General features: G+C 63.8%; 18 protein-coding genes. 7 read left to right on the top strand and 11 right to left on the bottom strand.

What is annotated here, in order from left to right:
- Nucleotides 1-37 precede the first annotated feature (37 nt).
- Nucleotides 38-1,576 carry an amino acid permease gene (locus tag FQ705_RS23365; RefSeq protein ID WP_144144732.1) on the bottom strand — a complete coding sequence of 513 codons (1,539 nt, stop codon included), beginning with the start codon at nt 1,574-1,576 and terminating at the stop codon, nt 38-40.
- Between the two features lie 67 nt (nt 1,577-1,643).
- Nucleotides 1,644-2,417: an SDR family NAD(P)-dependent oxidoreductase gene (locus tag FQ705_RS23360; protein ID WP_144144730.1), complete on the bottom strand. Its 774-nt coding sequence runs from the start codon at nt 2,415-2,417 to the stop codon at nt 1,644-1,646.
- Nucleotides 2,418-2,645: 228 nt separating this feature from the next.
- Between FQ705_RS23360 and FQ705_RS23355 the strand changes: the two genes are divergently transcribed.
- Nucleotides 2,646-3,623 (top strand): helix-turn-helix domain-containing protein, encoded by a 978-nt coding sequence (locus FQ705_RS23355; RefSeq protein ID WP_144144728.1) that lies wholly within the window; start codon nt 2,646-2,648, stop codon nt 3,621-3,623.
- 25 nt (nt 3,624-3,648) lie between these two features.
- On the opposite strand, the gene FQ705_RS23350 is transcribed toward FQ705_RS23355, so the two are convergent.
- Together FQ705_RS23350 and FQ705_RS23345 are read right to left on the bottom strand one after the other, a co-directional pair.
- Complete coding sequence (locus FQ705_RS23350; RefSeq protein ID WP_186307967.1) at nt 3,649-4,119, bottom strand: hypothetical protein; 471 nt, start codon at nt 4,117-4,119, stop codon at nt 3,649-3,651.
- A complete protein-coding gene (locus FQ705_RS23345) occupies nt 4,089-4,367 on the bottom strand; it encodes a POTRA domain-containing protein (protein ID WP_260854600.1) in 279 nt (92 codons plus the stop codon). Before FQ705_RS23345 ends, FQ705_RS23350 begins: the two co-directional genes overlap by 31 nt.
- Before the next feature lie 314 nt (nt 4,368-4,681).
- Between FQ705_RS23345 and FQ705_RS23340 the strand changes: the two genes are divergently transcribed.
- Nucleotides 4,682-5,143, top strand: a complete 462-nt coding sequence (locus tag FQ705_RS23340) for a hypothetical protein (protein ID WP_144144726.1) — start codon at nt 4,682-4,684, stop codon at nt 5,141-5,143.
- 441 nt (nt 5,144-5,584) lie between these two features.
- Here FQ705_RS23340 and FQ705_RS23335 read toward each other — a convergent pair whose 3' ends face one another.
- The 4 genes from FQ705_RS23335 to FQ705_RS23320 all read right to left on the bottom strand — a co-directional run bounded on the left by FQ705_RS23335 (nt 5,585) and on the right by FQ705_RS23320 (nt 10,475).
- Nucleotides 5,585-7,069 carry an MFS transporter gene (locus FQ705_RS23335; RefSeq protein WP_144144724.1) on the bottom strand — a complete coding sequence of 495 codons (1,485 nt, stop codon included), beginning with the start codon at nt 7,067-7,069 and terminating at the stop codon, nt 5,585-5,587.
- Between the two features lie 79 nt (nt 7,070-7,148).
- Nucleotides 7,149-8,387 (bottom strand): CaiB/BaiF CoA transferase family protein, encoded by a 1,239-nt coding sequence (locus tag FQ705_RS23330; protein ID WP_144144722.1) that lies wholly within the window; start codon nt 8,385-8,387, stop codon nt 7,149-7,151.
- Complete coding sequence (locus FQ705_RS23325; protein ID WP_144144720.1) at nt 8,384-9,361, bottom strand: hydroxymethylglutaryl-CoA lyase; 978 nt, start codon at nt 9,359-9,361, stop codon at nt 8,384-8,386. Before FQ705_RS23325 ends, FQ705_RS23330 begins: the two co-directional genes overlap by 4 nt.
- Before the next feature lie 220 nt (nt 9,362-9,581).
- A complete protein-coding gene (locus FQ705_RS23320; RefSeq protein ID WP_144144718.1) occupies nt 9,582-10,475 on the bottom strand; it encodes a LysR substrate-binding domain-containing protein in 894 nt (297 codons plus the stop codon).
- A gap of 228 nt (nt 10,476-10,703) precedes the next feature.
- Here FQ705_RS23320 and FQ705_RS23315 point away from each other — a divergent pair, with 228 nt between their 5' ends.
- Entirely contained in the window at nt 10,704-11,351 is a 648-nt protein-coding gene (locus FQ705_RS23315) for a LysE family translocator (RefSeq protein WP_144144716.1), read from the top strand.
- Nucleotides 11,352-11,533: 182 nt separating this feature from the next.
- Complete coding sequence (locus tag FQ705_RS23310) at nt 11,534-12,322, top strand: sulfite exporter TauE/SafE family protein (RefSeq protein ID WP_144144714.1); 789 nt, start codon at nt 11,534-11,536, stop codon at nt 12,320-12,322.
- Nucleotides 12,323-12,354: 32 nt separating this feature from the next.
- Here FQ705_RS23310 and FQ705_RS23305 read toward each other — a convergent pair whose 3' ends face one another.
- On the bottom strand, nt 12,355-12,603 hold the full coding sequence (locus FQ705_RS23305) for a hypothetical protein (protein WP_144144712.1): 249 nt from the start codon (nt 12,601-12,603) through the stop codon (nt 12,355-12,357).
- Nucleotides 12,604-12,833: 230 nt separating this feature from the next.
- On the bottom strand, nt 12,834-13,184 hold the full coding sequence (locus FQ705_RS23300; protein ID WP_144144710.1) for a BON domain-containing protein: 351 nt from the start codon (nt 13,182-13,184) through the stop codon (nt 12,834-12,836).
- 575 nt (nt 13,185-13,759) lie between these two features.
- On the opposite strand from FQ705_RS23300, the gene FQ705_RS23295 reads away from it, so the two are divergent.
- From FQ705_RS23295 to FQ705_RS23285, 3 genes are all read left to right on the top strand, one after another.
- Nucleotides 13,760-15,199, top strand: coding sequence for a TAXI family TRAP transporter solute-binding subunit (locus FQ705_RS23295; RefSeq protein ID WP_260854599.1), 1,440 nt, complete (start codon nt 13,760-13,762; stop codon nt 15,197-15,199).
- Nucleotides 15,200-15,292: 93 nt separating this feature from the next.
- A complete protein-coding gene (locus tag FQ705_RS23290) occupies nt 15,293-15,943 on the top strand; it encodes a 2-hydroxychromene-2-carboxylate isomerase (protein WP_144144708.1) in 651 nt (216 codons plus the stop codon).
- Between the two features lie 240 nt (nt 15,944-16,183).
- Nucleotides 16,184-17,164, top strand: coding sequence for a LysR substrate-binding domain-containing protein (locus FQ705_RS23285; RefSeq protein ID WP_144144706.1), 981 nt, complete (start codon nt 16,184-16,186; stop codon nt 17,162-17,164).
- Between the two features lie 90 nt (nt 17,165-17,254).
- On the opposite strand, the gene xdhC is transcribed toward FQ705_RS23285, so the two are convergent.
- Nucleotides 17,255-17,821, bottom strand: coding sequence for a xanthine dehydrogenase accessory protein XdhC (xdhC, locus tag FQ705_RS23280; protein ID WP_144144704.1), 567 nt, complete (start codon nt 17,819-17,821; stop codon nt 17,255-17,257).
- Nucleotides 17,822-17,825: the final 4 nt, after the last annotated feature.

Genomic DNA, 17,825 nt, shown 5'->3' with positions numbered 1-17,825 from the left:
CTGACGTTTTTTTATGCCTCACCCATCAGAACAAGACTTAACCTTCGCCGAGCTGGCCTTCCATGCCGCTCAGTTCCTGCTCGCGCTCCTTCGATACCTTGCCGATCGGCGGCCCCGCGAAACTCTTGCGCACGCCGGCGCCATACCAGATCGCCAGCAGCACGACGAGCAGACCGACGATCACGTAGACCACTTTCTGGTTCGGCGGCTGCATGCCGACATACGCGAGCACGAGTGCGCCGAACACCGCCGCCACCGCAAATGGCTTGGACAGCATGCCCAGCTGGAACGGGCCTTTCTCCTTCCAAGTGCGGCCTTCGGCGAAAATGCCTGCGGCAATCGGCATGGCGTACGAGATGAACAGGAACACCGCGCTACCCGCGCTCAGCACGGTGAAAGCGTCGCCATACAACGTTACGACGATCGCGAGTACCGCCGAGGTCCAGATCGCGGCACCCGGCGTACGGTGTGCGGCATTCACTTTACGCAGCCACTTCGACGCAGGCAAACCGCCGTCGCGTGCAAAGGCGAACATCATGCGCGAGGTCGAGGTCACCGCCGCGAGACCGCACACGTAGTTGATGAAGAACATCAGCAATTCGATCACGATGCGCAGCGGCCCCGGAATCGGCGCAAGGATCGCCTGGAAGAAACCCGTGCCCTGCTTCACGGCTGCGCCGATATCCGGCATCACCAGCACGAATGCGCAGACCATCACATAGCCGAAAGTAGTCGACCAGAACACCGAACCGACGATGCCGCGCGGCACGTTACGCGCCGCCTCGCGCGTTTCCTCCGACGTGTGCGCGGAAGCGTCGAAGCCGGTGATCGTATAGGCGGTCAGCAGCAAGCCGGACAGAAACGCCATCGCCATGGTCTGCTTCGGCCACGCGCCGCCGTCCACGCCGGTGAAGTTGGTGAACGTATAGAGTCGCGACAGATTGATCTTGACCGGCGAGTACACCAGCAGCGCGCCCACCAGCAGAATCGTCACCACGAAGATGAGATAGCCAGACAGGTCGGTGATCTTGCTCGTGATGCGAATACCGCGATGATTGAGCAGTGCCTGCGACGCGGTGATTACGGTCAGAAAGAGCGTTTGCTGCCACCAGCCGAGCGAGTCGGGATTCACACCGAACATCGGTGCGATCAGCGTGCGGAAGAACGGATCGTAAGTGCCGTAGTTGATGGCTGCGACCACGAACACGAGACCGAGCAGGTTCAGCCAGGCGGTCAGCCAGCCCCACATCTTGCCGCCGAGAATCGAACTCCAGTGATAAAGGCCGCCGGCAGTCGGATAGGACGATGCGATCTGCGCCATCGCGGCCGACACGATGAGCGCGAACAGCGAACCGAGCGGCCAGCCGAGCCCGATCGACGCACCGCCCGCAGCGGAAAGGCCCATCTGGAACGACGTGATGCCGCCGGACAGGATGCAGATCAGCGAGAACGACACCGCGAAATTCGAGAACGCTCCCATGCGCCGGGACAACTCCTGCGCGTAGCCCATCTTGTGCAACAGCTTGACGTCGTTGTCGACGGATTCCGCCGACGGCACGGCCGTGTTGATGTCCATGACGCGATCCTTTGAACGGGTGAAGACGAAGCGGCGCTACGGCGTGACCGCGCGACGAAGGAGCGGCTCAGGCCGCCGTAAAGCAGTTGTCGACGTAAAGATGCGCGCCGTTGACGAAGCTGGCGTCGTCGCTCGCTAGAAAGAGCGCGGCGCGCGCCACTTCTTCCGGCGCGCACAGACGCCCCTGTTGCACCGACAAAGCTGCCTCGCTCGCATCGAAGCCATACTTGGCGAGCGCGCTGATTTCGCGGCGTCCGTGTGGCGTATCGATGAAACCGGGGCACACGGCATTGCAACGAATCCCGCGATCGCGGTACTCGACGGCGATGGAGCGCGCGAACATGGCGCAGGCGCCCTTGGTCGTGCAGTACAGCACCTCGAGCGGCGTCGCGGCCACCGACGAGATCGATGCGGTGCAGACGATCGAACCGCCGCCCGCCGCGAGCATGTGAGGCAACACGGCGCGCGTCATCATGAACATGCTCTTTACGTTGACGTTCATGAGCCAGTCGTAGTCGTCGTCCGTGGTGTCGATGAAGGGCTTCACGACGATGCTGCCCGCATGATTGAAGAGCACGTCGATGCGCCCGAAGCGCGTCATGATGTTCGCCACGGCGGCGTCCACCGCTTCCCGTTTCGACACATCGGCGGCGAAGAGTTCGGCGCTGCCGCCAGCGGCGCGAATTCGTGCGACGACTTCTTCGCCCGCATCCGTGTTGATGTCGACGACCGCGACCTGCGCGCCTTCCTGTGCGAATAGCAGCGAGGCTGCGCCACCCGCGCCTGTCGCCCCGCCCGACACGATTGCGATCTTGCCGTCCAGCCTGCCCGGTCTGCTCATGCGTGACTCCTTTCTGGTGCATTGCGTTGTCTACAAAGTAGGGGCGGCAAAAAACGGCGACTATCCAAAATTGGCAAAAAGTAAAAAACCCGTAAAAATTCGGACTTGCTGACAAATGCATTACGAACGCCGCAATGCCCCGTGAGGCCTGTACGACGGGGCTTTTTTTTCGCATACACTGGTCGGCACGAGGCTTTCGGGGCGTGCCAACGGAATCGGGAGATGCCTATGCAGCCGGTCAATGGGACAAGCAGTGCAGTCGAAATCCGCTGCTGCCGCAACATCGACGAGCAGGCGATGTTGCTCGATGCATGGAACCAGAGCTATTGCCAGATCTCGCGCGGCAGTTTCGACGGCTCGGTGAGTTCGTTCCTCGCGGGCGGCGTGCGGGTACTGGTGGAGCGATTGAATCGCACGGTTTATCAACGTGGGCAGGTGGCGCAGTCACGGGTCGCGGTGGGGATTCCTTTCCAGCTGGAAGGGCATGCGCTGTTATGTGGGCAGACGAGTCATCGTGATGGTTTGCATGTTTTTTCCGGTGAAGGCGGGTTTGAGTTTCTCTCGCCGGATAAACATGTGGTGGTGAATCTCGAGATCGAACCCGAGGCGATTGCCGACTCGGCGCTGCGCGCGCAGATGGAGGAATTGAGGGTGTTGCTGGGCGCAAAGGCCGGTGTCTTGAATGTCGATCCCGAGCGGTTGCAGGGGTTTCGGGAAGTGCTCAAGCGTTTGCTCGATGCAGTCGCCGCTACGCCTACTCTGCTCGACGATCAGCAAGTCGGGGCGGCTTTTGAGAAGTCGGTGATATTCGGGTTGGCAGAGGTTCTTCAGGACATCCACGATGTCGACGCTCATGGAAGCGGCGAAGCGCGGACCGCAAGGAATTGGCAACTCGTGCGAGGCGTGCGGGAGATAGTCGAGGAGTCGCCGGATTGTCCGCTTTCCGTGGCTGAACTATGCAGCCGGTTTCGGGCTAGCCGGCGGACGCTTCAGTATGCGTTTGAAGATACGCTGGGGGTGAATCCGTCGGCTTATATGCGAGCAGTGCGGCTCGATCATGTGAGGCGGGAGTTACGCGGTTCGGCTTCGGTCACTGAAGTCGCTACGCGGTGGGGATTTTGGCATTTTGGGAATTTTTCCAATGAGTATCGGGGGCAGTTTGGCGAGTTGCCTTCGGTGACCTGGAGGAAGTGGCGGGGAGGGTGAAGGTTGTGGTCCGTGCGCGCCGGGTCTATTGCACGACGCAATCCACGCCGCCGGCGGCCTGGCCGCTATTCGACGGCGCGTTTTTGCTGATCGATAACGGCATCGTGACCGGAACGCCCTGCGACGGCGGAACGACGACTGGTGGGGTCGTTGAACTCGCCACATAGCCGAACTGGCCGACCTGAAATATCTGCTGGCCACCCGTGTTGGAAACGATCACCGCACCCTGTGAGACGTCGACGTATAAACCGTTTTGCAACGTCGATCCCGTCGGCGTGGGGACGCCACCACAGTCGCCTTGACATAGCGACGCGCAAAAGTTCGTGCCGCGTACGCCGATCGTCGATGCCGGCGTGTCGAAGCTCACCGAGTCATGATTGCGCTTGCCCACCAGGCCCGTCACCGAGCGTAAGCCGCCCTTCTCCAGACTGATCACGTTTGCCGTCAGCACGCCGGATAAGTGCGTTACCGTGCCCACGGTCTGCGAGTAAGCCATGCCGCCACTGTGGTGTAGCCGGCTTGACGGTAAGCGTTCTCGAGCGCTTCGAGCGCGTGCTGAATATCACTGTAGACGCGGTGCGCGCCGGTCATCGGCGCCAGCAGACGTTGAACCTCCGCGGCCGGCAGCAGGCTATTGCCGTCTACCTGGAAGCGCGTGATATTGAAGCTGTTGTCGGCCATTGCATTTACGGCCGCCAACAGCAATGCCGTCCCCAACAAGCATTGCATCAGACGCTGTTTCATAGCCTTGTTTGTCCGTCTTTTTTTCTCTGGACGATAAGCATTGGATACCAGCCCGTTCTGGCATCGCAGATATTCCGTTGACCCGCAAGCTCACTGATGTCGGACCAGCCCTAAGAACATGCTCGTCAAACCTTGAGAATTGTCTGATAGAGATGCCGATTCGGGCTCCCTACAATTGATTCCTGTCGTGGGTATTTTTTCGTGGAGATCGGGCACCGATCTCTCATATCAACCGGCGCGGACCGATTCCCGAGAATCGCGTCATTGCGCAATCGCTGGCAATTCGCCTGCAAAGTCAGAGGGCGAGGTAAGACGTGAACACTCCCTACCAGATGAACTACAGAACCCCGGTCACCGAAAACTGGAACCACACATTGGCGCGCGCACCGGAAGCGGTGGACGAAGTATCGACGATGCTCGAGCGTTTGAAAGCCGAATCGAAGTCATTGGAATCGTACTTTGCCGATCTCGAGATCGAACTCAAGCGAGTGCATCTCAAACGAAAAGTGGTGAGCAAAAAACTGGGCGTGCTATCGGAGCTCGTCAAGGACGTGGAGGCACTCCACGCGACCCCGCCGACGGAGCTGAAGCCGGCGTCGACCGACCAGGAACCGGGCGTCGCAGCCGTCCCGCGCCGTTCGCGCAAAAAACGACTGCTCGGCGTCGGTTGCATGGTTCTGGTGGCATTGGCGATTACGTTCATCGCACTCGAACAGACCGGCCACCTCTCGATCTGCATGACATGCGCGCCGACCAGGCTATTGAGCCTGCAGTGACCGTCCACGCCAAAAAAAGAGCGCACAGCGCGAGACGCAGAATTATCGGCTGTTCAGGGTGCCGCCCCGCACAGGGGCAACGACATTAGACCACCGTGATTTCAAGGAAAGGCCAAAAAACCAGCCCGGATCAGTCAAAAACCCTCACTCCAAAACCAAAAACAGGCGCACACTACCGCACAGCTCCTGGATGGAGCAAAAACCGCCACTTGGGGAGTCCATCATGGCAAAAGGTCAAATGCGCAGTAACCGCGAAGTAAAGAAACCGAAGCAGGACAAAAAGCCGCAACCTGCGACATCGCCATCGGGCAACACGCCGATCCGCGTCGCGCCGAGCACTTCGGCAACACAAAAGAAGCATTAAACAGCAAGCCTGGCCCGCCACCCCAAGGCGGGCAAAGGCGGCCACCCGGCGCCGCCATCAGTAAATCACCCATTCCCCTACCTGGAAATATCCTCGAGCGCCACATCCCGCGTCCGCGGACCCAGCATCCCGATGGCCACCATCACCACCACCATCGCGCCGGAAATAAACACGAACACTCCGTTCACACCAAACCGGCTCAAACACCCCGCAATCACGAACGCGGAAAACATCGCCGAAATACGGCTCCACGAATAGACAAACCCCACCGCCCGCGCCCGGATACTGGTCGGGAAAAGCTCCGCCTGATACGCGTGATAGCTATAAGAAATGATGTTGCCCGCCAACACGAGACATACACCCAGACTCACCAGCAACACCGTCTCCCGCGCCTGACTGAACGCCAGGCCGCACACCACGTTCACCGCCGCCATAAAAATGATCACCGTCTTGCGCTCGAACCGGTCGGCAATCAGCATGCCGAGCAACGGCCCAAGCGGCGCAGCAATCGCGATGATGCTCGCGTACATCAAACTCGTCGTCACCGTAATGCCCTGCTTGATCAGCAAGGTCGGTATCCAGTTCGCGAAGCCGTAATAACCCATCGTCTGGAACACGTGGAAGATGATCAGCATCAACGTGCGTTTGCGATAAGGCGGCACCAGCAAATCGCGGAACGCAGCCCGCGCGCGGACCGGCTCAGGCAGCGCAGGCGGCGGCAGCGGCCGTCCATATTCGCGCTCCACACGGGTTTCGAGCCGCGTCATCACCGCATCCGCTTCGTCGATGCGGCCTTTCTGCGCGAGCCAGCGCGGGCTCTCCGGCAAACGCAGCCGGATCCACCACACCACCACCGCGCCGGCGACGCCGGTCAACACCACGAGCCGCCAGCCATCGAGTCCGAAGTAGCGATGCGGCACCAGCAAATACGACAGAAACGCGACGATCGGCACCGCGCAGAAACCGACCGCCTGCGAGCACGCCGACGCGCGTCCGCGGATATGCTTGGGCACGAGTTCGGAGATGTAGGTGCCGATCGTGACGATCTCCACACCGATGCCGATCCCGGCAATGAACCGCCACAGATTGAGGCCGAGCGCGGTGTCCTGAAACGCCATGACGATATTGGCCACCGTGTACCACAGCAGCGAATACGTAAAGATCGCCCGACGTCCAAAGCGATCGGCAAGGAACCCGCACGCCGCCGTGCCGATGAACAACCCCGCGAACAGCGAGGCGATGAAACTGGCCACCCCGCTCGTGCCGAACAGCCCGTGCGTGGTCGCGGTGAGAATGCCGCTGCGCACGAGTCCCGGCGCGATATAGCCGGAGAACATCAGATCGTACAGTTCGAAGAACAGCCCGAGGCTCAGCAGCATCACCAGCTTCCAGATCGAGCGCGTCGCCGGCAGGCGATCGAGCCGCGCGGAAATACGCGCGCCATCCAGCGCGATTTCATCGGCCTGTGCGTCAGCCGAGGCGCCGGCGCCCGAGGGCAATCCGCCCAGCGCGCCGGCATCGCCGAGCGCCGTCGCAAATACCGCATGATTCGACGACTTCATCGTCTGTCTCCTTGAAGTCCGGTCTGTCGCCGGATGAAATGGATTGGCTGCTCTGGTTACTTCATACCCGACGGCAAACTCAGGCGGCTTCGCGCGGCGCCGAGGCCGAGGCCACACCACTGCCGAGCGCCGCAATCTGCGCTTCGTCGTAGCCCAGTCCGCGCAACACCTCCGCGGTGTGCTCGCCGATCTTCGCGATCGGCTGACGCGGTTGCAGGCGCGCACCGTCCAGCGAAATCGGCAGCAGCGGCATGCCGGTTTGCGTACCGTCGTCGAGCGTGAGGTTCGCGAGGCCGCCGCTTTCTTTCAGATGCGGATCGTCGAACAATTCTTCGGGTTTCGTGATCGACGCGAATGGAATGTGGTCACGCTCGAATTGCGGCACGAGCGCCGCGCCTTCGAAGCCACGCAAGGTTTCGCCGAGCGTCTTCAGAAGCCATTCGCGCGCCAGCACACGGTCGTTGTTGGTCGTGAGACGCGGATCGGCGAGCAGATCGGCGCGGCCGAGAATCGCGCACAGCGCGCGCCACTGACCGTCGCCGGTCGCAGCGATGAACATCTGTTCGTCGTTGGCGAGCGTGAACACGTCGTACACGGCCCAGGCGCTGATGCGCTCGGGCATCGGCGCGGCCGGCACGCCGGTCGCGGCGAACTGCTGCATGTGCTGCGCGGACAGCAGCACGCAGTTCTCGAACAACGCGCTCTGCACCTCCTTGCCACGTCCGCTGGTGTGCCGTTCGTGCAACGCGGCGAGCACGCCGATCGCGCCGAACATGCCGCCCATGATGTCGTTGACCGAACTACCCGCGCGCAACGGACGGCCGACCGGTCCGGTCATGTAGGCGAGGCCGGCCATCATCTGCACGACTTCGTCGAGCGCAAGGCGATGTTCATACGGACCGTTCAGAAAGCCCTTGTGCGACACGTAGATGAGTTTCGGATTGCGTTCGCGCAACGACGCATAGTCGAGCCCAAGGCTCGCCATGCGGCCCGGCTTGAAGTTTTCGACGAATACATCGGCGGTATCGACGAGCTTGTGCAACGCGTCGAGTCCCGCTTCGCTATCGAGATCGAGCGCGACACTCTTCTTGTTGCGATTGAAGGTGCGAAAAAAACCCGCGCCGGTGCCGAGCAGCCGACGTGTGCCGTCGCCGCGCGGCGGCTCGACCTTGATGACTTCGGCGCCCAGGTCGCCGAGAATCATCCCGCAAGTGGGGCCCATCACCATGTGCGACAACTCGATCACGCGTAGGCCCGCGAGCGGCAAAGCGGAGGGGGAAGCGGCAGCGGACGTCGAAGTGGAAGAGCACGGATTCATTGCAGCACCTGCGATTCGGTAGGGTCGAGAAATTGAGCGGCAGCCGGGAACTGCCTGGGCAAACCGGCGCGCGCCAGATAGCCATAGAGCGGCTCGCCGGGCAACGCGTCGGCGAGCACGGTGCGTGACGCGAGCAGCCGGTTCAGGTCGATGCCGGTCCGATAGCCCATGCTGTCGAGCATGAACACGAGGTCCTCGGTGTTGACGTTGCCGGTCGCACCCGGCGCGTGCGGGCAGCCGCCGAGGCCGGCGAGCGACGCGTCGAATTCACGGATGCCGTGCTGCAATGCGACCACGGTGTTGGCCAGGCCGAGGCCACGCGTATCGTGGAAATGCAGCGAGCGCAGTTTGTCGCCGGCCACGTCGCGCACCAGTTCGATGATTTCGCCGACCTGGCGCGGCGTCGCTTCGCCGGTGGTGTCGCCGAGCGCGATCACATCGGCGCCCGCCTGCAACGCGGCGCGCGCGATCGCGGCGATGTCGGCGTATGGCACCGCGCCTTGCAGCGTGCAACCGAATACCGTCGACAACCCCGCGATCAGTTCGATCCGTCGCGCGCCGGCCTGCGACGCGCCGTCGATCGACTCGCGCATCGCGGCGAAAGCCTCGATCATGTCGGCGGGCGTTTTGCGCACGTTCGCGAGGCTGTGCGCCATGCTCACCGAAATCGGCGCGACGATCCGGTGCACGCCCGCGTCGAGCGCGCGCTGGGCGCCCTTCAGATTCGGCACGAGCGCGGTGACGATCAGATCGTCGTAGGTGAGCGCGTGGGCGATGATGTCGTCGGCGTCGGCCATTTGCGGCAACAGCTTTGCCGGTACGAACGAGGCGACTTCCATATGCCGCATGCCGGCGGCGTAGGCGGCATCGATCCAGCGTCGTTTGAACTCGGTGGGCATCGTGCGGGCGATGCTTTGCAGACCGTCGCGCATGCCGACTTCGGTTACGACGACGCGTTCTTGCGTGTCACTCATGGTCTTGAATCCCGGTTTCTGCTGCCAGATGAAGATGGGGGAAGACAGCTGCTGAGTGACAGCGTGCCCGTCGCGGCGCGCGGGTAAAAGACTGCGTTGACGACGCACTCCATCGCCGCTCACGATGGCGGCTCAGGCTTACTGGACGGACGTGCGCCGTCGCAAAGGGGAAACCCTTAAGGGCTTTTCAGAGGGAAGCGGGCAGGCGTTTCGCCGCGCCTCAAAGCGCGCCCAGCAGATGAGCGAGCAGATGCGAGGCCGCCAGCGTCAGCGCGCCACGGTCGCGCATGCAGATCACGAAGCGCCGCTCGGCCCACGACTCGCGCAAAGGCACGGCGACGATGTCGTATTCGTCGGCGGCGTGACGCGGCAGCGCTTCGCGCGGCAGGATCGCCACGGCGAGGCCGGCCTGGATGAAGCGATAGGCGGCGTCGAAAGTCGATACATAGGTGCGGTAATTGAGCTCGCGCCCCTTCTCCACCGCGATGCGCTGCATCAACGCATTCACCGATGCATTCGACGCCAGCCCGAGGTGATCGAAGGCGAGCGTCTGCTCGAAGCCGACGGCGGCTTCTGCCGCCAGCGGATGAGCACGCGGCACGATCAGCGCGAGATGATCGGCGCGGTAGGGCAAGACGTCGAGGCTGCCCATCGGCACCACGTCGCGGCAGATGCCGAGGTCTGCGACACCCTCTTCCAGGCCGCGCACGATTTCCGTACTCACGCGCTCTTCGACATCGACGCGAATCTGCGGATGCTCCTTCAGGAACAGCGACAACGCCTCGGGCAAGAACTCCACCATCGACGATACGTTGGCCAACACCCGCACATGACCGCGCGCGCCGGCTGCGTACTCGCTCAGCTCGGCCTGCATGCGTTCGTGGCTGCGCATGATGAGCCGGGCGTGACGCAGCAGCGCCTCGCCGGCCGCCGTCGCGCGCACGCCTCGCTGACTGCGCGAGAGCAACGCGACCTCTACCAGTGCTTCGAGATCGGCGAGCCGCTTGCTGACTGCCGAGGGTGCGATGAACTCGCGCTCGGCCGCGCGCGCGATGGTGCCTTCCTCGCAGACGGCGATGAACAAGCGCAAGGTCACCTGATCGATCTGCCACATGAACGAATCTGCTCCGAAGGTTGGAAGTGGGAAAATTATGCCCGAGGAAAACCGTCTTCGAAGCGGGCTTAGGGTATCCACGGCCGATACGCGCAGCGCAGCGCAGCGCATGACGGCTGGCTCCTGCGCGGGCCGGCTTGCCGTTCCCTTTGCGTCTGGCTATGCTCAGGCACTGCCCGCCGGCAGCCACGCCGTCGAACCAGAACGATCCATCGAGCAGGGATATCCATGTCCACCACCAGCCTCTTCTTCACCGCCGCGGGCGTCGGCCTCGCGATTGCCGCTCCCGTCGGCCCGATGGGCATGCTGTGCATTCGCCGCACGCTCACCGGCGGTCCGCGCGCGGGACTCGCGATCGGCCTGGGAATCGCGAGTGGCGACGCCGCCTACGGCCTGCTCGCGGCACTCGGGCTCGTGAGTATTTCGCAATTCATGCTCGCTTACGACCGGCCCTTGCATCTGCTCGCGGGTCTGTTTCTGCTGTATCTGGGCGTGCGCGCCCTGCTCCAGAAAGCGTCCGCCGACACCACGAACGACGCCGCCTCCGGCGACGGCCAACTCGCGCAAGTCGGCCGAAGCGGCGCGCTACGAGCCTACGCGAGTTCGCTGCTGCTCACGCTGACGAACCCGCAGACGGTCATCATGTTCGCGGCGCTGTTCACCACGCTCGCGCCGCGCGGAGCGTTTTCGTCGGGCATTGCGCTGACTACGGTGGGCGGCGTGTTTTGCGGTTCGATCGCCTGGTGGTGTTTCCTCGTGACGGTAGTGTCGCTCGCGCGCCATGCGATCGGCAGCAAGTTGCGCGTCGCTATCGATCGGGTTGTCGGGCTCACGCTCGCGGCATTCGGCGTCGTCGAGATTCGTCGCGCGCTCTAGGCGGCGGTCTTTGCGGCGGCGTAGCGGCATTGGGCGTACGCGGTCGATGGGTTCGCGGTGTGCCGCGTGGCGTTTCAGACGCAATCGCGGCAGTTTTGCGACAATAGCGGCTTTCGCCGCGCCGCCGCTTCTCCGTCCGCTCACTCACCCGCTCATCCACCCGACCGCCAGCGGTCCGCTCAATGCCTCTTCCTCACATCGAACTGCTGTACTCCTTGTCCGGCCTCTTTGTCGGCTTTCTGGTCGGACTGACGGGCGTCGGCGGCGGCTCGCTGATGACGCCGATCCTGGTGTTGCTGTTCAACGTGCACCCGGCGACCGCCGTCGGCACCGATCTGCTCTACGCGGCGGCCACCAAGGCAACCGGCACCCTCGTGCACGGCCTGAAGGGCTCGGTCGACTGGCAGATCACGCTGCGCCTCGCCGCCGGTAGCGTGCCGGCCGCCACGCTCACCCTGATCCTGCTGCATCGCTATGGCATGGACACGCCCGGCGCGAGCCGCCTGATTCAGGTGGTGCTCGGTGCGGCGCTGCTGATCACGGCCGTCGCGCTGGTGTTTCGCCCGCAACTCGCGGCACTTGGCACGCGCCGTCCGCGCGCGCCCAATCAGGGCCGCACGCTCGCGCTGACCATTCTGACTGGCGCAGTGCTCGGCGTGCTGGTGTCGTTGACTTCGGTGGGAGCGGGCGCCATCGGCGTAACGGTGCTGCTCCTGCTGTATCCCTTATTGCCCACCACGCGCATCGTCGGTTCCGACATCGCGCACGCGGTGCCGCTCACCCTGCTGGCGGGCGCCGGTCACTGGCTGCTGGGTTCGATCGATTGGGCAATGCTGCTGTCACTGCTGGTGGGCTCGCTGCCGGGCATTGCGATCGGCAGCTACCTGTCCTCGCGCGCGCCGGATGCGCTGCTGCGCAACCTGCTCGCCGCTACGCTGACGCTGGTCGGCGTGCGCCTCGTGCTGGCCTGAAGCATCGGGAAAACGCCGCTGTGCCCGGGTGGCTACTTGAAAAACCGACAGGTCAGATCGGCCTCGAACTGCCGGATCCACTGGCCGCGGCAGTTGCGATAGGCTTGCGCCCAGCCGCCGCGCCGCACGGTCACCAGACGCTCGTTGAGCGGATCGTCCCGGTCCGCGCAGATGCTGACGTCGAAATGCGCCGGGGCGAAACCATGCCGCGCGCATACCAGTTCAAAAGCCGCGCGATCGCCGATAGGCAGATCGGTGTAGCGCAAAAGCGTGGTTTCCATAGCGATCACTCCGGTTCCCCATGCATCACAGTACGCTTCGCGGCACATCGATAATGTGTCGCAGCGCACAGTCGGACCGTGGCGGCGTTGGCCGCGGGTCCGCATCGGCTGGGTTCCATCATCGTCGCTTTAAAATAAGTCAGCGCGACGAAAAATAATCGCGAAAAAAAAGCTCCGGCCTGAACGCCGGAGCTTGGTGCGTCTGCCCGATACCTCGGGCCGGCGGCTGATTACTGCTGCATCACGGTCAGCTTGTTCGACACCGACGTCACGCCTGCGACGCCCTTGGCTGCTTCGCCGGCTGCGTCGATCTGGCCTTGGTTGGGCACCGAACCCGTGAGGGTCACTGCGCCGCCGCGCGCGCGCACAGCGATGCTCGACACGTCGACGCCTTGCGTCTTGGCGAGCGCGCTACGCACCTTGCGGCCCAACTGGCCATTGGCCTTCTTGGTCGCCTTGGCGCTCGTTGCCGGAGCGGCCGTGCTCGGTGCCATTGCATCGCTTGCCTGAGCGTACACGTTGCACGCCACCACCATTGCCACCACCGAGCCCAGCGTTTTCAGAAAACCGACCGATTTCATATTGCTTTTCTCCTTAGCTACACATTGGACCGCATAAACAAGCGGCTTCGTTACGACTACCGGCGGCCGTGCTGCGCACGCGCCAAGGCGCGCGGCAGCTTCAGCCGACTAAGGCGGCAACACGATGTGCGAGAGGCGAAAGAGGCGGGTAATCGATCACAGGATGCGACGGCCGGTATAAAACGACGGCCATGCCAACACTGTGCGACAACCGGCGAGCCATGAAGTCCACGAGCGCGCCCGGTTCTTGTGTGTCGTGCCAGGTCGCGCTGCGCAAACGTCGGTTCACGGCAGCGATGCACAATTTAATCTAGCCGGGCCAGAAGCGCAAAGGGTTTAGTTGTTCGGGCAAGCCGGGGCGACCCACCTGACCGGGCGACGCGGCAGTCTCGCGCGATTCACACGAGGGTCACGCCAGGTTCACGCGGCGTTCACCTGACGTTCACGATTTGTTACGGGTTTGTCGGCGCCGCACGCCGCCAGCCTGCCCGTGCCCGCGCGAATCTCAGGTACCATCGGCGCCACGCGCGCTGCCGCGCGCCGTTCACTTCCGACCGCCGCCGTCACGTCATCCGATGAAGCCAGCCACCGGCCGCAAAAGCCCTCCCCGTCTCGTCGCCCGTTTCGTTGCGATCTCCTGGCGCGACCTCGCCGTCTCGTTCGGACCGATCCTGCTGATCGCCATCGCGGCGATCTGGGTTGCCGTGCGTCTGATCCAGCCCGCGCCGCCGAGCACCCTGACCATCAGCGCCGGCCCCGAAGGCAGCACCTTCTGGAACGCCGCGCAGAAGTACAAGACGATCCTGGCGCGCAACCGCATCACGCTGAATGTGTTGTCGTCGGAAGGCTCGCTGCAGAATCTCAAGCGGCTCTCCGATCCGAATTCGAACGTGGACGTCGGCTTCGTGCAGGACGGCGTCGCGCCCGGCCCGGCGAGCGAAGGTCTGATGTCGCTCGGCAGCGTGGCTTACGTGCCGCTGGCGATTTTCTATCACGGCCCCACGGTCACGCGGCTGTCCGAATTCAAGGGCCAGCGCCTCGCGGTCGGCGCCGAGGGCAGCGGCACGCGCGAACTGGCGCTGGCGCTCCTCAAAGCCAACGGCATCGTGCCGGGCGGCGCCACCAGACTGTTGCCGCTCTCGGGCGACGACGCCGCCGACGCGCTCGTCTCCGGCAAGGTCGACGCCGCGTTTCTCGCCGGCGATTCGGCGCAGCCGGCGGTGATGGGCAAGCTGTACCGCACGCCGAACGTGCAGTTCTACGATTTCACCCAGGCCGACGCCTACACGCGACGCTTTCCCTATCTGACCCAGCTGGAAATGCCGATGGGCGCGTTCGACCTCGGCAAGAATCTGCCGTCCGCGCCGATTCACATGGTGGCGCCGACCGCCGAGCTGGTGGCGCGCGACTCGCTGCATCCCGCGCTGTCCGATCTGCTGATCGAGGCCGCTCGCGAGGTGCACGGCAAGGCGAACATCATGCAGCGCGCCGGCGAATTCCCCGCGCCGCTCGCGCACGACTTCCCGATCAGCGACGATGCCGCGCGCTACTACAAGTCGGGCAAAAGCTTCCTCTATCGAGTGCTGCCGTTCTGGCTGGCCAGCCTCGCCGACCGGCTGCTGGTCGTCGTGGTGCCGTTGATCGTGTTGCTGGTGCCGGCGTTGCGCCTCGTGCCGTCGCTGTATGCGTGGCGGGTGAAGTCGCGCATCTATCGCTGGTACGGCGCGCTGATCGCCATCGAGCGCAGCGCGCTCAGCGAACATTCGGCTGCCGAGCGCGCCTCGCTGATCGAGCGGCTCGACGCGATCGAGGAATCGGTCAACGGCCTGAAAATGCCGCTTGCCTACGCGGATCAGTTCTATGTGCTGCGCGAGCACATCGGCTTCGTGCGCCGGCGGCTCAGCCACGCGCGCGACGCGCAGCCGGAAGACCCGGATGAAGAAGAAACCGCCGGCGCACCCGGCGGCCCGGCCTCCGGCGAGCCGCCCGGCGGCGCCCCGTCGAAAGCATATTGACCGGTGCAAGCCGAAGCCGCACCGCGTAAGATCATTACAAATCCGCCGATGCAGCAGACGCATCGGTCGGAACAGGCAATCCGGGAGACATTTATGACCGTTGGCATCGACGCCAGGCAACCGCTGTGGTTTTACGACTTTGTCTCGCCGTTCACGTACCTGTTGCTGGAGCAACACGACAAATGGCCGGGCTTCGACTTCAAGTTCACGCCGGTGGTGCTGAACGACCTGTATCGCCATTGGGGCCAACGGCCGGCTTATGGCGTGCCGGCCAAGCGCACTTTCCTGTACCGGCACGCGCTATTTCGCGCGGAGCAACTCGGCATCCCCTACAAAATGCCGCCGGCGCATCCGTTCGATTCCACCAAGCCGCTGTTGCTCGCCACCGCGGCGAACGGCGACGTCAACTTCGTGCGCGAGATTTTCCGCTTCATCTGGCGCGAGGGGCGCGATCCGTCCACTGAAGAAGCCTTTGCCGAATTGTGCGAACGCGTGGGCATGCCGGACGGCCCGGCGCTGATCCAGCGTCCCGAAGTCCAGGCGCAATTGCAGTGCAATACCGCCGATGCAATCGGGCTGGGCGTTTACGGCGTGCCGACCTTCCGTCTGAACGATCAATTGTTCTGGGGCGAAGATGCGTTGCCGATGGTGCTCTACTGTGCGCGTACGCCGAACTGGCTCGAATCGAAGGAAGTGAAACGGATCAGCACGTTGCCCTCGGGTCTCGCCGACATTCCGTCGTAGGCTGGACGTAAGTCTCGGGGTCAATCAGCACGCGGCCCAGACGGCTGCCACCGTTGCCCCAGGTGCGATGGCGTCGAAAATGCCCTGCTGATGCCGGCCATACCGTGCCTGCTATGGCCGCGGCACGGCAAACGGGCCTATGGTAATAGCCTTTGCGTGCCCGGCGCGCGGGTTGTCCGTGGGCGGCTCGCGCACGACGCATCACGTGGGCCGACACGCCCGCACCGCCTAGCCTCGACCATGGACGACACCGCCGCTTCCCTCGATATCTGGCTCGTACGCGTGCTGCGCACGCTGCTGGTCGAGCGCAGCGTCACGCAGACCGCACTGCGGCTGAATCAGACCCAGCCCGCCATCAGCACCGCGCTGCGCAAACTGCGCGAAACGCTGAACGACCCGATCCTCGTACGCGGCAAATCGGGCATGGTGCCGACCGAATACGGCGAGTCGCTGCTGGCCTCCGCGCAGCGTGTGCTGCGCGAAGTCGATTTCGTCGCGACACCACACGGCGACTTCGATGCCGGCCGCTCGCGCCGCACCTTTCGCGTCGCCGCGCCGGATTATCTGAACGATTTCTTCATGCCGACCGTGATCGCGCAGTTCCGCGAGGCGGCGCCGAACGCGCGGCTGGAAATCGAATCGCTCGGGCCGATGCTCGATCATTCCGCCGCGCTCGATGCCGGCGAACTCGATCTCGTGATCGGCAACTGGCCGAAACCCGATCCACGTTTTGCGCGCAGCGATCTGTTCTCCGATACCGTGGTCTGCCTGATGCGCGCCGATCATCCGCTGACCCGCATGCCGATGACGCGCGAGGCCTATCTGGCCGCACCGCACCTTGCGCCCACGCCGTATAGCGGCGCGCGCGGCGGCGCCATCGACATTGGTTTCGCGCGAGCGCGCGCCGACCGGCGCATCGTCGCTACGCTGCCTTACTTCGGGCTCGTGCCGCAAACGCTGCTGCAGTCGGACCTGATCTTCACGACCACGCGGCGCTTCGCGACCCACTACGCGGCCATGCTGCCGCTCGCGGTGGTCGACGTGCCGATCCCGTTTCCGCGCATCAAGTGCTATCAGATGTGGCATCCGCAACCGGATCGGCCGAGCGATGTCGGCTGGCTGCGCGCGCTCATGTCTCAGGTGTCGGATAGCCTGGTGGCGCAAAAACCGCGGCGCGCGAAAACGCCGCGGAAAAAAGAAACGTCAGCCGCAGTGGGCTGACGTTGGGTGTTCGACGCGGGATGGGGCGCGTCGAACGCTGTCGTCGACGCTGTTTATCGCGCGCTGACGTCGCAGGCGCTCACTTCATGCTTACACGCTGGCGTACAGCTTCTGCGTAACGGCCTGCGCCGTGATCTGCCGGGAGCGAATCTGCAGCAGTTCGGCGCACACCGCTACGGCAATCGCCGCAGGCGCCTTGTCGACGATACCCGCCACCCCGATCGGGCATGTCATCTCCACCAGCCGGTCCAGGTCCACGCCACGTTCGAGCAGGCGGCGCTCGAATTTCACGCGCTTGGTTTTCGAGCCGATCATGCCGAAGTAGGTGAAATCGCGCCGCCGCATGATGCGCGCGGCCAGCGAAAAGTCGAGCGCGTGGTTATGCGTCATCACGAGAAAGTACGCGCCGGGCGGCGCCGTGTCGACGATCACGTCCGGCGTGTCGGTCGCTTCGATCTGCACGTTGGCGGGCGTTTCGTCGGGGAACAGTTCGTCGCGTTCGTCGACCCACTGGGCCACGCACGGCAGGCTGCCGAGCAGCTGAATGAGCGCATGGCCGACGTGTCCCGCGCCGAACAGCACGATGTGCATCGGCGCCGGACGCGGCGGCTCGACGGCGCTGCGCCGGCCGATCTGAACCGAAGAAAATGCGTTCATGGCG

Source organism: Paraburkholderia sp. BCC1884 (assembly GCF_900996225.1).
In the GTDB taxonomy this organism is placed as follows: Bacteria; Pseudomonadota; Gammaproteobacteria; order Burkholderiales; family Burkholderiaceae; genus Paraburkholderia.
This window is presented reverse-complemented; position numbering and strand designations above follow the sequence as displayed.